The organism is Alteromonas sp. ABH4_454 (genome assembly GCF_056311775.1).
Genome location: NZ_CM149972.1, coordinates 276519 through 291635 on the forward strand (window position 1 = coordinate 276519; position 15117 = coordinate 291635).

General features: G+C 44.0%; 15 protein-coding genes. 7 read left to right on the forward strand and 8 right to left on the reverse strand.

The annotated features are described in order from the left end of the window. Window positions 1–76 precede the first annotated feature (76 nt). From ACYX4W_RS01205 to ACYX4W_RS01220, 4 genes are all read left to right on the forward strand, one after another. Window positions 77–634 (forward strand): GbsR/MarR family transcriptional regulator, encoded by a 558-nt coding sequence (locus tag ACYX4W_RS01205; protein WP_136783374.1) that lies wholly within the window; start codon window positions 77–79, stop codon window positions 632–634. An 11-nt stretch (window positions 635–645) separates the two neighbouring features. Further along, on the forward strand, window positions 646–2019 hold the full coding sequence (locus tag ACYX4W_RS01210) for a cytochrome ubiquinol oxidase subunit I (protein ID WP_476074455.1): 1374 nt from the start codon (window positions 646–648) through the stop codon (window positions 2017–2019). 11 nt (window positions 2020–2030) lie between these two features. Then, the gene (locus tag ACYX4W_RS01215; protein WP_476074456.1) at window positions 2031–3038 is read left to right on the forward strand and encodes a cytochrome d ubiquinol oxidase subunit II; all 1008 of its coding nucleotides are present in this window, start codon (window positions 2031–2033) and stop codon (window positions 3036–3038) included. A 390-nt stretch (window positions 3039–3428) separates the two neighbouring features. Next, window positions 3429–3593, forward strand: a complete 165-nt coding sequence (locus ACYX4W_RS01220) for a hypothetical protein (RefSeq protein WP_014950935.1) — start codon at window positions 3429–3431, stop codon at window positions 3591–3593. Window positions 3594–3635: 42 nt separating this feature from the next. Here the strand turns inward: ACYX4W_RS01220 and ACYX4W_RS01225 are convergent, their stop codons facing one another. The 8 genes from ACYX4W_RS01225 to prlC all read right to left on the reverse strand — a co-directional run bounded on the left by ACYX4W_RS01225 (window position 3636) and on the right by prlC (window position 11700). Beyond that, complete coding sequence (locus ACYX4W_RS01225) at window positions 3636–4118, reverse strand: Lrp/AsnC family transcriptional regulator (RefSeq protein WP_476074457.1); 483 nt, start codon at window positions 4116–4118, stop codon at window positions 3636–3638. Window positions 4119–4183: 65 nt separating this feature from the next. After that, on the reverse strand, window positions 4184–4828 hold the full coding sequence (locus ACYX4W_RS01230) for a hypothetical protein (protein ID WP_474804377.1): 645 nt from the start codon (window positions 4826–4828) through the stop codon (window positions 4184–4186). A 367-nt stretch (window positions 4829–5195) separates the two neighbouring features. Continuing rightward, window positions 5196–5390 (reverse strand): transcription antiterminator/RNA stability regulator CspE, encoded by a 195-nt coding sequence (gene cspE / locus ACYX4W_RS01235; protein WP_476074458.1) that lies wholly within the window; start codon window positions 5388–5390, stop codon window positions 5196–5198. A gap of 293 nt (window positions 5391–5683) precedes the next feature. Continuing rightward, the gene (gene ubiB / locus ACYX4W_RS01240) at window positions 5684–7312 is read right to left on the reverse strand and encodes a ubiquinone biosynthesis regulatory protein kinase UbiB (protein ID WP_474834634.1); all 1629 of its coding nucleotides are present in this window, start codon (window positions 7310–7312) and stop codon (window positions 5684–5686) included. 23 nt (window positions 7313–7335) lie between these two features. Beyond that, entirely contained in the window at window positions 7336–7971 is a 636-nt protein-coding gene (locus ACYX4W_RS01245) for a ubiquinone biosynthesis accessory factor UbiJ (protein ID WP_474834632.1), read from the reverse strand. Further along, window positions 7971–8768 carry a bifunctional demethylmenaquinone methyltransferase/2-methoxy-6-polyprenyl-1,4-benzoquinol methylase UbiE gene (ubiE, locus tag ACYX4W_RS01250; protein WP_118491819.1) on the reverse strand — a complete coding sequence of 266 codons (798 nt, stop codon included), beginning with the start codon at window positions 8766–8768 and terminating at the stop codon, window positions 7971–7973. Before ubiE ends, ACYX4W_RS01245 begins: the two co-directional genes overlap by 1 nt. Before the next feature lie 187 nt (window positions 8769–8955). Further along, on the reverse strand, window positions 8956–9657 hold the full coding sequence (locus ACYX4W_RS01255; RefSeq protein WP_476074459.1) for a DNA-3-methyladenine glycosylase I: 702 nt from the start codon (window positions 9655–9657) through the stop codon (window positions 8956–8958). Between the two features lie 6 nt (window positions 9658–9663). Beyond that, window positions 9664–11700, reverse strand: coding sequence for an oligopeptidase A (gene prlC / locus ACYX4W_RS01260; RefSeq protein WP_476074460.1), 2037 nt, complete (start codon window positions 11698–11700; stop codon window positions 9664–9666). A 304-nt stretch (window positions 11701–12004) separates the two neighbouring features. Between prlC and ACYX4W_RS01265 the strand changes: the two genes are divergently transcribed. From ACYX4W_RS01265 to ACYX4W_RS01275, 3 genes are read left to right on the forward strand one after another with little or no spacing between them, the layout of a single operon-like run. Continuing rightward, entirely contained in the window at window positions 12005–12565 is a 561-nt protein-coding gene (locus ACYX4W_RS01265) for a response regulator (RefSeq protein ID WP_179984746.1), read from the forward strand. A gap of 22 nt (window positions 12566–12587) precedes the next feature. After that, window positions 12588–13412 (forward strand): phosphate/phosphite/phosphonate ABC transporter substrate-binding protein, encoded by an 825-nt coding sequence (locus ACYX4W_RS01270; protein WP_476074461.1) that lies wholly within the window; start codon window positions 12588–12590, stop codon window positions 13410–13412. An 11-nt stretch (window positions 13413–13423) separates the two neighbouring features. After that, the gene (locus ACYX4W_RS01275) at window positions 13424–15103 is read left to right on the forward strand and encodes a sensor histidine kinase (protein WP_476075426.1); all 1680 of its coding nucleotides are present in this window, start codon (window positions 13424–13426) and stop codon (window positions 15101–15103) included. Window positions 15104–15117: the final 14 nt, after the last annotated feature.

The following is a 15117-nucleotide window of genomic DNA, read 5'->3' on the forward strand; positions in this document are numbered from 1 at the left end:
AAAGCTTTTTATTGTTGCTTTTTTTGATCTGACGCAATAAACTTTCAGTAATTTCTGAAACTTCTGGAAAATAAGAATGAAAATGACGCCTTTAATTACATCTGCAGTCATGCACTTTGGCGAAATGGGAAGTCGCTGGGGTTTTAATAGAACAGTAGGGCAAATTCTTGCGCTTATTGTATTAAACGAAGAGCCCATTTCGGCACAAGAGGTTGCCGATGCGCTCAATATCTCCAGAGGCAATACCAGTATGGGTTTAAAAGAGCTTCAATCATGGCGCCTAGTAAAACAACATCACGTTCCCGGCGAAAGAAAAGAGTTCTTTATTCCCGCTGGCGATATCTGGACATTAGCAAACAGAGTATTTGAAGAGCGCAGAAAGCGCGAAATAGACCCAACCATGAGCCTGCTTCGGGATTTGCTTCTTGACGCACCTGCTAATGAAAAGGAGGCAAACGCCCAACATAAACTGAACGAAATTCATGATTTACTCGAATCAATTACGGCATGGTCTGAAGAGCTTCAAAATCTTGGACCTGAAAAGCTAAACACGTTGATGAAGTTAGGTTCTGGCGTGGGCCGTATGCTTGAGCTTAAGGACAAGCTGCTTCCGGGGAAAAACAGCGTTAACTAAGGGGGCTCTCTGTGGATGCATTCTTGCTGTCTCGATTACAATTTGCGTTAAATATTAGTTTCCATATTTTATTTCCAACCATCACCATGGCGATGGGCTGGTTTCTATTCTATTTTAAACTGCGTTCTAACATTTCAGGTCACCCTGTGTGGATGCGCATGTATCGTTTTTGGGTACGTGTTTTTGCTCTAAGTTTTGCATTAGGTGTTGTCAGCGGCGTCACCATGTCATTTCAGTTCGGCACTAACTGGCCTGGATTCATGGAAAAAGTGGGTAACGTGGCCGGTCCGCTCTTAGGTTACGAGGTACTGACCGCTTTTTTCTTAGAAGCCACGTTTTTAGGCATCATGCTATTTGGTATACGCCGTGTGCCTAACTGGCTGCATACAGCGTCTACCCTTATTGTTGCCCTTGGCACCACAACCTCTGCATTCTGGATACTAGCGCTTAATAGCTGGATGCAAACCCCACAAGGCTTTGAAGTAGTCGATGGTGTGGTGTATGCCACAAACTGGACAGAAATCATTTTCAACCCATCTTTCCCTTATCGCTTTGCTCATATGATGTTAGCGTCCGGATTGACAGCTAGTTTCTTAATAGCGGGGCTTTCGGCATACCGCATGCTTAAAGGCGACGACAAGCTTGCGCCTAAGCTCGCGCTTAAAACTGCCACCTATACGGCGGCAGTGTTAATTCCGCTGCAAATTTTTGCTGGCGACATGCATGGTTTAAATACCCTTGAACATCAGCCGCAGAAAGTAGCGGCGATGGAAGGGCTTTGGGAAACCACAGAAGGCGCTCCTTTATTGCTTTTTGCAATTCCTGACGAAGAAAACAAAGAGAATCATTTTGAAATTCCTATTCCCTACGGTGCAAGTTTAATTCTGACCCATGAGCTCAAAGGAGAGATAAAAGGGCTTAATGAGTTTGAGGGAGAACATCCGCCTGTTGCCCCTGTTTTTTTCGGCTTCAGAGTCATGGTGGGTATGGGCATGCTAATGCTGGCCGTTTCATGGCTTGGTAGTCTTTACCTTATTCGCAAGAAAGACTTCCCCGTTTGGCTTAAACGCACGTTTGCAGGTATGGCATTTAGCGGTTGGATAGCAACGTTAGCAGGCTGGTACGTTACAGAAATAGGCCGCCAGCCTTATTTAGTGAGTGGTGTATTGAGAACCGCTGATGCTGTTACCCAATTGCCACCGGCCAATATTGCTCTGTCATTCACGCTTTACCTTGTCATTTACACAGTGCTTTTAATCGCATACATGGGAACGCTTATGTTGATGTGCCGAAAAGCAGTGGAAATCGAGGAAATAACGACGGAAGAGCGCGAAGTAGCGAAGGCTAAGATGCAACCCTCTGAACCTGACCCAAGCACGGTATAAGGAGAGCAAACATGTTTGAAAATGTATCAGCAGAAATGCTTGGAAACATCTACGTCGGCTTACTTGGTTTATCTGTATTACTGTACGCTATTTTAGACGGCTATGACTTAGGTGTTGGCGTATTAATACCGCCAAGAAAAGAGGCTTTTCGCGACGATATGATAGCCTCTATTGGGCCTTACTGGGATGCCAATGAAACCTGGCTTGTGCTTGCCGTAGGCTTACTGCTTATCGCTTTTCCTGAAGCACATAGCGAGTTTCTGCAAACTCTGTACTTACCTGCAACTTTCATGTTGTTAGGGCTTATTTTGCGCGGTGTCGCATTTGATTTTCGCGCTAAAGTTGTGCAAGTAAAAAAGCGTAAGTGGGATTTAGTATTTAAATACGGTTCGCTTTTAACTACGCTCGCGCAAGGATACATGTTAGGTATTTACGTGACAGGGCTTCGCACTGATATTTGGGCTCAAGGCTTTGCTCTACTTGCGGCATTTGGAGTAACAGCGGCCTATGCATTTATTGGCTCATGCTGGTTAATACTCAAAGGCGAAGGAGAGCTTCAAGAAAAAGCATATTATTGGGCACGCCGAGGGTTGGTTGTACTGGCTGTGGGAATTACTGCAGTAAGTATCGCTAATTTAACCCTACACGATGATGTGCGAGACTTATGGCTGTCTGCACCTTGGGGCTATGTGCTTTTTGCTATACCCGTAGCATGTTTTGCGCTTTTAGCATTGTGTGGGGTATTGCTTAAAAAGCTGCCTGACGCTCAAGGTAAAGGCGAATGGCTTCCGTTCTTTATAGCCTTGCTTGTATTTTTACTTTGCTTTACCGCATTTGGCATTAGTTACTACCCGTTTATTATACCTGGGCAGATGACGGTGATGGATGCGCTCAGTGACGCTAACTCCCTGCGCTTCTTGCTAGTCGGTGTAGTTATTGTTGTGCCAATCATTCTGGCTTATACGGCCATGGTGTATAAGATTTTCTCCGGTAAATCAGAGAAGCTTTCTTACTACTAGTATTTATTATTGGGATCCCAGCAGATCCTAATTACTCAAAACAATAGTGAACATCACTGATAGTCAGTGGTGTTCACTTTCTATTCAGCGCTATAATTGGCGCTTATACGTTGTGAGTTTATTCTGTTTCCAACTACTTTCTGGCCTGTGGCGTTTTCGGCGACGACTATAACCTGCTCGGAAACTCGATCTGAAAACCTGCGATCAAAATATGATCCTTTCCCTCGAACAATGTATACCAATGAATAGAGGATGCTCAGTTCTACTGAGTCTATCCTTATTATGTGAACGAGATATATAAATTGTTTAATGACAATTATTTTGTTGACATCAAACTGTAATATTACTATATTTTATTTGGGGCAATTTTTACTAGAAGGAGCCAATACTATGGAAAATGTATTCCATTCGTTCTCACGGTTCTTCAAACGCGCGCACCCCTATACAGTCGCTCATTACATCGGCCGTAAAAATGCGCAGCGTATCTTAGGATGTAAAATTAAAAAGAAATCCAAGATATTTGCCGACCAGCACGTTGAAGACCAAAATCATTAATTTATATGGGGCCCGTCAAACCGGCCCCATTTTTTTGGCGTATTAAATGTGGTTTAAAGGGACTGAGGTTGTGTACTTAATCTGTTCCATGGCAAAGCTAGAGGTAACGTCTGAAAACTCTATACCGTTAACCAATCGTTTATAAAAGTGGTCGAAGCAATCCATATCGGTGACGAGGACTTTCAGCAAGTAATCGTACTCCCCTGACATACGATAACATTCAACAACTTCATCAAATGACGCGGCGTGCTTGGCGAAACTTGCTAGCCATTTTCCATCGTGCCTTCCTGCTTTCACTTGAACGAAAACCGTCATTGCAAGGCCTAGCTGCTTTGCTTGCAACAGCGCCACTCGTTTAGAAATTATGCCCTTCTCTTCTAGCTTTTGAATGCGTCGCCAGCAGGGAGTGACCGTTAGCCCGACTTGCTCGGCGATTTCTGCAACAGGCGTATCAGCATTATTCTGAAGCATGGCCAAAATGGCTTTATCTATTGCGTCTATAACGCTCATTTTTTCATTAGCCATAGCAAAACCTAGCCCTTCTCCCCAACACTTTCAGTTGTATATTTGTTTTGTTACTCATACTTTAATTAAAGCCACCAAGGCTTTGAAAAATCGACGTTTTCAGTGGCAATTTCATACTGATAGGGAGGTTTAAATAAATCCCAAAACGCTTCGCGTAGGTCTTCATCCACTATGTCAAGCTTACCCGCATCACGATAGCGAGAGAGGAGTTTGTTGTAACCATCGATAGGCATTTGCGGGTTAGACTGTCGAAAAACAACACGACCACCAAACTCTTCGAACATGGTTTTTTCAGCTTGGAATTGCATTACCTGCTTAACCGCTATTTCTTCGATAGGTTTAGATGAAGTTTCGCTAGATACCTGACTCTTAAACTTATCGATAAACTTATTTACTAGCGCTTGATCAAGAGCAATACCTCTTTCCTTAGCGTAATCCTCTAACACTAGTTCGAAAATCTTGTTAGACGCGTTTACACGTGTGACATATTCGAGCACTTCGGCGTAGGAATCTTTCGCCTGGTCCTTCATGCTTTGACGCTTTTCTTCACTGGGCATTACGTCTACTGCTCGAATTTCGGTACTGAGCACTGTTGCCAAAACATTCTCGCCAACGACTAGTCCATCTGCTTGGGCAGCATAAGTAGAGTTTGAACAAAGAAGAAGTAGTAAAGCAGCCAGTGTGGTCCGAATAATTGATGTGATGCGCATAAAGCACTCCCTGAAAGCGTGTTCATCGTTATATCGAGTAAAGCATTAAACACCATGACTACGCAATACTGTGGCGTACTGATATTAGGAATATACTGCGAGCATCAAAATTATTGGGGTGAACGAGTGCTTATGTGATCTGGTGCGGTGTAAACAAGAAACGGTAACGATAGTTACGCTGAAGACTGGCAATTGAAGAAAAGCGCTATTCGTTAAAAGTGAGTTATACCAAAAGCGTTATAGACTAAAAATGTTATGCACTAAAACCCTAGTCAAGCATTTAGCGTGAGCGTGGGAAATGCAGACAATAGAAAGAAAAACGGCGGTCAAATGACCGCCGTTTTTGAATTCTTAGATAGCTTGCACGTTAGCAGTCTTGAAGACCTTTTTGACCTTCTTCAACTTCAAATTCTACTCGCTGACCTTCTGGAAGCGTTTTGTAACCGTCAGAGATGATCGCACGGAAATGAACGAAAACGTCCTTGCCGCCGTTATCTTGAGTTAGGAAACCGTAACCTTTATCAGCGTTGAACCACTTAACTGTGCCTGTAACTTTAGACATGTCGTATAGACCTCAAATATCGTATTAAATTGCGCATAAGCGCGTGTAACAAAGTTCTTTAGAGTCTTTAAATTGGCGGAGTATTGGGTCTTACTTACGAATGGACAAACAACTTACAACAAATTACCGGGTAACTCGAGTGGTTTAACATATAGCAAATAATACAAAATCGCGTCTATTTAAAGACTTTGGCTTAGAGCCGTATCCACTATAACACTCTTCGGGACGATTACTATACAAATTAATTAATTAACTACGGATTTCATAAATATTTCACCGCAGCGTAACAAAAATCACAGCCCTTTTCGCCACGCTAAATACCAACAAATTGCGCCGATTACTCCCGTACTTGCAGGGAAATACCAAGATAAGTCATAAATTGGCAATATTGCTGACATCAGTACAAAGGTTGCACCTACTAGGCTTAAGTGAGTGGTCTGAGTTGTTTTCTTCTGCTCTTGAATCAGTGCCAAATGTGCCCTCTGCTGTTGCAATGGCAAGCGCTTCATTTGCTGTAAACTGTCGTAAAGCAGGTCTGGCATTTCAGGGAGTTTTTCAGACCAGAAAGGCAAGTTGTCTTTTACTTTCCCCATCATAGCCGTAAAACCAATTTGTTCCTTCATCCAGTTTTCGAGGAACGGCTTGGCGGTTTTCCATAAATCGAGCTGGGGGTAAAGCTGACGACCTAAACCTTCGATATACAGCAAGGTTTTTTGCAGTAACACCAATTGCGGCTGTACCACCATATTGAAACGTCGTGCCGTGTTAAATAGCTGTAGCAGTACGTTACCAAAGGATATTTCTGCCAAAGGCTTTTGAAATATCGGTTCGCATACTGTGCGAATGGCCATTTCGAACTCATCAATGTTGGTATCTTGCGGCACCCAACCTGAGTCGGCGTGAAGTTGCGCCACTTTGCGATAGTCGCGGTTGAAAAAGGCGATAAAGTTTTCGGCCAAATAGCGCTTATCTTCGCGATTAAGCGTACCAACAATGCCAAAATCGATGGCGATGTATTTGGGGTTTTCAGGATGTTCCGTAGATACAAAAATGTTGCCCGGATGCATATCAGCATGGAAAAAGCTATCCCGGAATACTTGGGTAAAGAAAACTTCAACCCCGCGCTCTGCTAACTTTTTCATGTTGGTGTTTTGGGTTAACAAAGCATCGATATTGGAAATAGGTAAGCCGTAAATACGCTCCATAACCAATACATTACTGCGACAGTAGTCGCTGTAAATCTTAGGTACGTATAAGGCGTCTGAGCCCTCAAAATTACGTCCTAGCTGGATACCGTTAGCTGACTCACGGAGCAGATCAAGCTCATCTACAATGGTTTTGCGGTATTCCACTACCACTTCTACAGGGCGTAAACGCTTGCCGTCTGGCAACCAACGCTGTAGGACATTTGCTAGGCTAAATAAAAGCTCCATATCCGCCACTATGGTATCGCGAATATCCGGCCTTAATACCTTTACTACAACATCTTCGTTATTGTGCTTTAACTTTGCTGCGTGAACTTGCGCAATAGAGGCCGACGCGAGTGGCGCGGTTTCAAATTCGCTAAACAACTCGTTCAGATCAGATAGCCCTAGTGCCCGCCTGATGATGTCTTGCGCTACGTCTGACGAGAAAGGTGGTACCTTGTCTTGTAAGCGGGCCAGCTCATTAGCAATAGCTGGGGGAAGCAGGTCGCGGCGTGTAGAAAGCATTTGACCAAACTTGATAAAGACTGGACCAAGATTTTGCAATGCAAGAGTAATGCGCTCGCCAGGAGATTTCCCTTTATGCTTATTGCGCACCCAAAAAATGGCATGGCGCATAATTCGCGCGTACCAGGGTAACCATTTTGCTGGAATAAGTTCATCTAAGCCGTGTTCCAACAATACCTTGTTAATTCGGTATAACCTAACAATACGCATTTATGAGCCTGTTTCTCTCAATTTTACTTAAGTTTTTCTTCTAACCGGCGCAGTCGCGCATCGGCACTTTCTGCCCTGTCGCGAAGCGCATTCACTTCATCACTAAAGTGCATTACCGCAAGCTTATGTGCAGCCAGCTGTTTTTCTTCTACCACGGCATTGCCAAAGACCTTCGCCATAGACGCTAGAGCCGTCATCGATTTCTCATGCACTGTTTTTACCGTTTTAATGGTTTGATGAGCGATAACGTCATTGGTCTTTTGAGCAATCAACTCTTCAACGTCGATGTCGAGCTGCTGAAACAAAGCGCTGACTTGCTGGGCAACGTTCAGCTCCCCTTCTAAAAAGAGTGCTTTTTGTTGAATAAGGCGGGTCAGCTGGCTAGTTTCTTTTAACTCAGGCAAGGTCTGTAGCGACGTTTTAATACAACAGTCTTTCGGCCCAAGGGACGCGACGGCGTCTTCAAACGAGCCTTGCTCGCTGAGTACGTCCACTCGGTCAGAAAAAGACAAGGTGATACCGTAAGGCAGCGGCGAAATAAACGCGGTAAGTCTCGCGCCGTTAAGGACTTTTAATCTTTTCTCGCTGTCTTCATCTAAAGACAGCAGTTTGTTTAGAGCCGATTCAACCGTAGCGGTAACAAGCGCTGAAGTAGGCATTAAAACTTGTAGCCTCTATGCAGAGCCACAATACCGCCGGTTAGATTCTGGTAATCACATTGTTCAAAGCCAGCCTGTTCAAACATGCCTTTTAATGTTTCTTGATCAGGGTGCATGCGAATACTTTCAGCAAGATATTGGTAGCTTTCTGCATCATTCGCCACCAGCTGCCCCATTTTCGGCAAGATGTGAAAAGAATACATGTCGTAAAGCTTACTTAGCTGCTCTGACGTAGGCTTAGAAAACTCTAAAACCAGTAAGCGACCACCGGGTTTTAACACACGAAAAATAGAATTCAGTGCATTTTGCTTTTCCGTCACGTTTCGAAGACCAAATGCCATGGTCACCACATCGAAATGGTTGTCAGGAAACGGCAGCGCTTCTGCGTCGGCTTGTACATAATCAATATTGCTAACCAAACCGCGATCGCGCAATTTATCACGCCCCACCTTAAGCATAGACAAGTTAATATCAGCTAACGTGACGCGGCCTGTAGGGCCCACCAAACGCGAAAACTTAGCTGTTAAATCGCCAGTACCACCCGCAATATCCAGTACTTTATTACCCGCGCGCACACCGCTGCAGTCAATGGTAAATCGCTTCCATAAACGATGTACTCCCATTGACATAAAGTCGTTCATTACGTCGTACTTCGCAGCAACAGAGTCAAAAACATTAGCAACCAAAGAGGCTTTCTGCCCTTTATCTACCTGCTTAAAACCGAAGTGTGTCGTATGCTCGTTAGCATTGTCGATTGCAGAGTCTGCTTGCGTAGCGGGAGTTTGATTGTCGCTCATGACAGTCCTGTAATTTGAATATTGTTATTAATGCCGAAGTGTATAGGATTGTGTGCTGAAGCAAAAGCTTTATGCCTGTCTGCCTCATATTGAAAGCCAAGTTGCTAGCTTTGCTTCTGCATTAGCCTGCGAGATGCACGCCTGCTTTTAATATACGCAAAGAAGCCCTAAATAGTCCTAATCCGTATTACGCTGTAAGATTATTCGTGCCCCAGCTAAAAGCTACAATAGCGCTGACTTCTTGTAGCGAGCGACCGCTTTCTTTATGCCAATGTGCAAATGCTGAATTTGCTGCTGACAGCGACTTTTTCGATGTTAATCCGCCATCTATAATGTCGTTTTTGCGCAAATAATCTTCAACGTCACGAGAGAACAAGAACGTATCAATACCCAATGCGCGGAGCATGTACGGGCCCGTATTGCCACCTAATCGCGCGCCGCGCTTTTTCAAAAACGTCCATAGTTCGGTGATGTTGTCTTTATCAAAGCTGGCGACAAACTTGCCAAAGCTACCGTGCTCCATAGCCACGTCTTTAATCATCATGGCGTTATCTCGCACAGTCATCACTTTTTTATAGTTGCGAACAATGCGCTTATCCGACGCTTTTTGTTCTAGCATTTCATCTGGCATCAGCAACACTTTATCCACGTTGAAACCGAAAAATACGGTTTCAAAATCTGGCCATTTTTGTTCGATGACTCGCCATACAAAGCCAGATTTAAAAACTTGCTTAGTCATAGCCGCTAAAAAGCGATCATCACTAATGGCTTCAATTTGCGCTTTAGAAAGCGGGGCTTGAAGCATTGCCTCAAGCCCCCTTTCACCGCCTTTGCGCTCGCACGCACGGCGGTAGATAGATTGGAAAGACTCTAACTTCGACTCTTTCATGTATGCCTAGCCCTTTATACCGCTATGACGAAGCAAAGCGTCAACCTTCGGCTCGCGCCCTCTAAAGGCAACAAACAAATCCATAGGAGGCTTGCTACCGCCCATTTCTAGAATGTTTTCTAAGAACGCTTTGCCCGTATCACGGTTGAAGATGCCATCTTCTTCAAATTTACTGTAGGCATCTGCAGAAAGGACTTCAGCCCACTTATAGCTGTAATAGCCCGCTGCATATCCACCTGCAAAAATGTGTCCAAAACCATTTTGGAAGCGATTAAACGATGGCGGAATAACTACGGCAACTTCTTCGCGCACTTTGTCCAAGGTGCCCTGCACGTCTACTTCACTGCCCTTTTCACTGTGAAGTAAGAAATCAAATAGACTGAATTCAAGTTGACGAACCATCTGCATAGCAGATTGATAATCACGAGCCGCAAGCATGCGGTCGAGCAAATCAGCTGGAAGCGGCTCTCCGGTCTCATAATGACCAGAAATAAAGTTTAAAGCGTCTTCTTCCCAACACCAGTTCTCTAAGAACTGACTTGGTAGTTCAACAGCATCCCAAGGCACACCGTTAATGCCAGATACGCCAGCCACACTCATTTTTGTAAGCATGTGATGGATTCCATGACCAAACTCATGGAAAAGGGTGACGACTTCATCGTGAGTAAACAGCGCAGGCTTATCGCCAACAGGGGCATTGAAGTTACAGGTCAGGTACGCCACTGGTAGCTGTAGCTCGCCGTCTATCATTTCACGTCGTACTCGGCATTCATCCATCCATGCCCCGCCACGTTTTTTAGCACGGGCGTACAGATCTAAGTAAAAGCTGCCACGCAATGCGTCAGCATCGTCGGTTATAGTGAAATAACGTACATCTTTATGCCAAGTATCGATGCCAGGCTGCTCAATGATTTTCAAGCCATATAAGCGATGCACTACTTCAAAAAGACCTGATAGCACTTTGTCTTCAGGGAAATAAGGGCGCAGCATTTCATCAGAAATGGTGTACTTTTCTTGCTTCAACTTTTCGCTGTAATACGGTAAATCCCATGCTGCTAATTCGGTAACACCATGTTTGTCTTTGGCGTACGTTCTTACTTCTTCAAGCTCTTTTTCCGCCTGAGGTTTAGACTTAGCCGCCAAGTCGCGTAAGAAACCTATTACCTGATCGGTAGAGTCTGCCATCTTGGTAGCCAGTGAACGCTCCGCATAGCTAGCGAACCCTAACAATTCAGCCAGCTCTGTGCGCAGCGTTAAGGTCTCTTTAATAATGTCGGTGTTATCCCACTTACCAGCATTTGGCCCTTGGTCAGATGCTTTGGTTGAATAAGCTCGATACATTTCTTCGCGAAGTTCACGATTATCGGCGTAAAGCATAACGGGTAAATAAGACGGAATATCCAGGGTGAATAACCATCCCTGTAAGTCTTTTTGGTGCGCAGCTTGCGCGGCCGCTTCAAGTGCTGACTCTGGCATACCTGCAAGCTCAGATTCATCGGTAATGTGTTTGGTCCAGCCCATGGTGGCGTCCATCACATTGTTTGAGAAGGTTGACGATAACTCACTAAGCTTTGCCTGAATTTCTGCAAAACGTTTCTTTTGTTGTGCAGGCAAGGCAACACCTGAGAGCGTAAAGTCGCGTACCGCGTTCTCAATGACTTTCTGTTGTTCTTCGCTCAGGGTTTCAAACTCGTCAGACGCTTTTAGTGAAGCATAAGCATTATAAAGGCCTTCGTGCTGACCTACCCAAGTCCCATATTCAGATAAAAGCGGCAAACACGCATCATGCGCCTCTCGCAACTCATCGCTGCTTACTACACTGTTCATATGAGACACAGGGGAGAACATTTTGCTTAAGCGGTCGTCTACCTCTTCAAGGCGTAATACTAAATTCTTGTAAGAGTAATCATTCGACGCTACCACTTCTTCTATTTCACTTTTACAAGCTTCAATGGCTTTTTCGATAGCTGGCTTTATAGAGGCAGGCTCAATAGCAGAAAAAATTGGTAGGCCGTCTACCATCTCGATTGCTGGGGTTGTCATAATCTTTTTCACTCTTAACACGTTGATAGAATAATGATGGGGTTTCGTTGACTAAAAGCAAGCTATTGTTTAAGCCGCGGTTGACCTATCTTGAAGTTACTTCTAGTTTGAAAGTAAGGATCACGAAGATTTGTTGAGGTTAGTGTGCTTGAAGCGTTCCTCAAATAAATATAAATAAGGTGGTTAGCAACTTGTGACCTCACGAAGCACTTGTCACAAATGTCACATTTCATCCTTTTGTCTACTTTGTCTCCTTGTGATACAGCAGCTATAATTCTGTGTAATAAATCTACAAGGCTTAGATATGAAAACCTTAACCTCTGGCGAAATAGCGTCGTATTGCGATGTGAACCTTCGCACTGTAATTCGATGGATTGAAAGCGGGAAGCTTAAAGGCTTTAAGCTTCCTGGGCGTGGTAACAATCGTATTCTTGTTGAGGACTTCATAGAATTTCTTGAACGCCACGACATGCCTATTCCTGACGCACTCAAAGGCATTGCTTCGCCATCTGTTCTAATTGTTGATGACGAGATGCCGGTAGCGAAATCAATACAGCGTGTGGCTCGTCGTGCAGGGTTCGATTCATACATTGCGACTGGCGGGTTCCAAGCAGGGATCATGTTAAGTCAGTACGAACCTAAAGTGATGACCCTCGACCTGAGTATGCCAGGCATGGATGGCTACAGTGTTATTGAATTCACTCGAGAGCAAAACAAGCACAAAGATTTAAAAATTATTGTTATCTCTGCCCTAGACGATATCAGTCTTGAGCGTGCGCTAGAAATAGGCGCTGATGCCACGCTTCAAAAGCCTTTCTCAAACCATGATTTAACGAATGTCTTAGAACAATTCATGTCGATGTAATTTTGATGAGAGGGTGTGCACTATGTCGCGGCTAGCAATGTTCATTATAACAGCTCTTTGTCTTACTGTTGTTACGCTCTCTTCTAACGCAAAAACGCTAACTTTCGCCGTCGTTCCACAGCAGTCAGCCAAAACTTTGGCTGAACGGTGGCAACCGCTTATTGATTACGTGAGTAATTATACTGGGCTTGCCATCGAGTTTAAGACAACTAAAGATATTCCCACTTTCGAAGCAAACTTGACTGCTGGGCTTTACGACATTGCCTACATGAACCCCTATCACTTTGTAGTTTTCAACGAATCTGCAGGCTATCGTTCTCTTGCTAGACAACGTGACAAAAAAATTCGCGGATTAATCGTGGTTCATCAAGACAGTACTATTCAATCAATTGATGATCTAAATGGTGCCGAAATAGCCTTCCCAGCGCCCGCGGCGTTTGCGGCCACTATTATTACCAGCGCCCACCTGCGCAATAACAATGTTGCATTCATTCCGCGTTATGTAAATTCGCACGATTCAGTGTACTTGTCGGTTCAGCGCGATTTCTTTAAAGCAGGTGGAGGCATTCATCGAACGCTAAACATCTCACCCGAGGCAGTGAAAAGTGATTTACGAGTGCTTTGGGAAAGCAAAGGTTACACGCCACACGCTATAGCCACCCACCCCAAAATGGCGTTAGCAGATAGACAAGCTATTCTTAATGCATTGATTGCATTATCTAATGACAGTAGTAAGTCATCAATTCTTCGCAAAATTGGGTTGAGTGAATTTGTTGAATCTAACGACAGCGATTGGAATGACGTTAGAGAGCTGGGTATTGCATCGCTTTCTAGACCACACCTATGAGAAACGAGCAGATGAAGCTGTCGTTACGATTTAAAACAATAACTGGCATTGCTAGCATCGCAGCGCTCTTGCTGCTGGTGCTAATTGTGACCGTGTTCCAATTATTAAACGATCTGGTTGACAGCAACATCAAAAAGTCTGCGGACACCACTGTTGCGCTTTTCGTTTCTACAACAAAAAATGCTTTTTTAAGTTATGACTTAGCTTCTCTTGACGCAGATGTATCTGAAATTCTCACTAACCCGAATATTGCCTACGTGAAGGTAAAAGATAAACTTGGCAATGTGTTTGTAGAGAAAGGCAGTGAGGACGCGCTTAGCCGCCCTTTTGAGGCAGACCTGTCGGTGTCGGCAGCTGACGATGGTGTATACGATACCCGCGCACCAATCATGGTTAACGACACTGTTTACGGCTATGTAGAAATTGGATTAAACATCGCTTCTGTAACTGAGTCGGTCTCAAGAGTGAGAAACTGGACCGTAACGCTCGCTTTGATGGAATTCGTTCTAATTGGCTTGTGCTCATATTTACTTGGTTCGTTTTTAATGTCTCAGCTTCAGCAGCTTTTGCAGGGTGCTAAACACCTCGGCGAGGCAGTTAAGTACAATAATTACAGAGAAGTGTTTGTTCCAGTTAGAGGCAAAGATGAGTTAAGCGAGCTTGCTGAAGCATTTAATCAACTTGTAGAGCGGTTAAAAGAGGAACACGAACAACGTCAGCGTGCGCAGGATGAGCTTAAAGAGTTAAACACGCTTCTTGAAGAAAAAGTGCAAGACAGAACGTCTCTACTCAATCAAAAAAATTACCAGCTAGAAGAAACAAACAAAGACTTAAAAGAAGCCCAAGTTCAACTTCTTCAGGCAGAAAAGATGGCATCAGTAGGCCAGCTTGCCGCTGGCGTTGCCCATGAAATTAATAACCCCGTCGGTTTTGTAAGCAGTAATATTTCAACACTTAGTGAATACGTTGCTACTTATCAAATGATCTTTTCTCAAATTCAAGTTGTTATAGGCGAGAAAGATGAAAACAAACGGGCAGCATCACTGATTGAACTAGAGAAATTGCTAGATAAACAAGATATGGCCTTTATAAACGAAGACATTTCAGATTTACTGAGTGACTCTCGCGAAGGCTTGCTTCGCGTGGCTGAAATAGTTAAAGGGCTTAAATTGTTTTCACGGGTTGATAGCGATCAAATGCAAAAACACAATATTAATGATTGTGTACGTACTACTTTGGCGATGGTTAACAATCAACTGAAATATATCTGTACGGTAGAAACCCATTTAGGAAGGATCCCGGATGTAGAAATGAACGTTGGTAAAATATCTCAAGTGATTACCAACCTGCTCATTAACGCCGGACAAGCTATAGAAGCCACCGGCAAAAACGGAAAGATAATTATCACAACGTGCACGGTTGGCGAGTTTTTAGAATTGCGGGTAGAGGATTCAGGCTGCGGTATTCCGCCTAGTCATCTTGATAAACTGTTTAATCCTTTCTTCACGACCAAGCCAGAAGGGCAAGGGACGGGGTTAGGTCTTTCAATTTCATTTGGTATCGCGCAAGAACACGGTGGGTCATTATCTGCCACCAGCACGGAAGGAGACGGCAGTACCTTTACGCTAGCGCTCCCTATCAACCCCGTATCCAAAGACTTACAAAGTAATGGTAACGCTGATAATGCATAAATTAATAGTGTTAA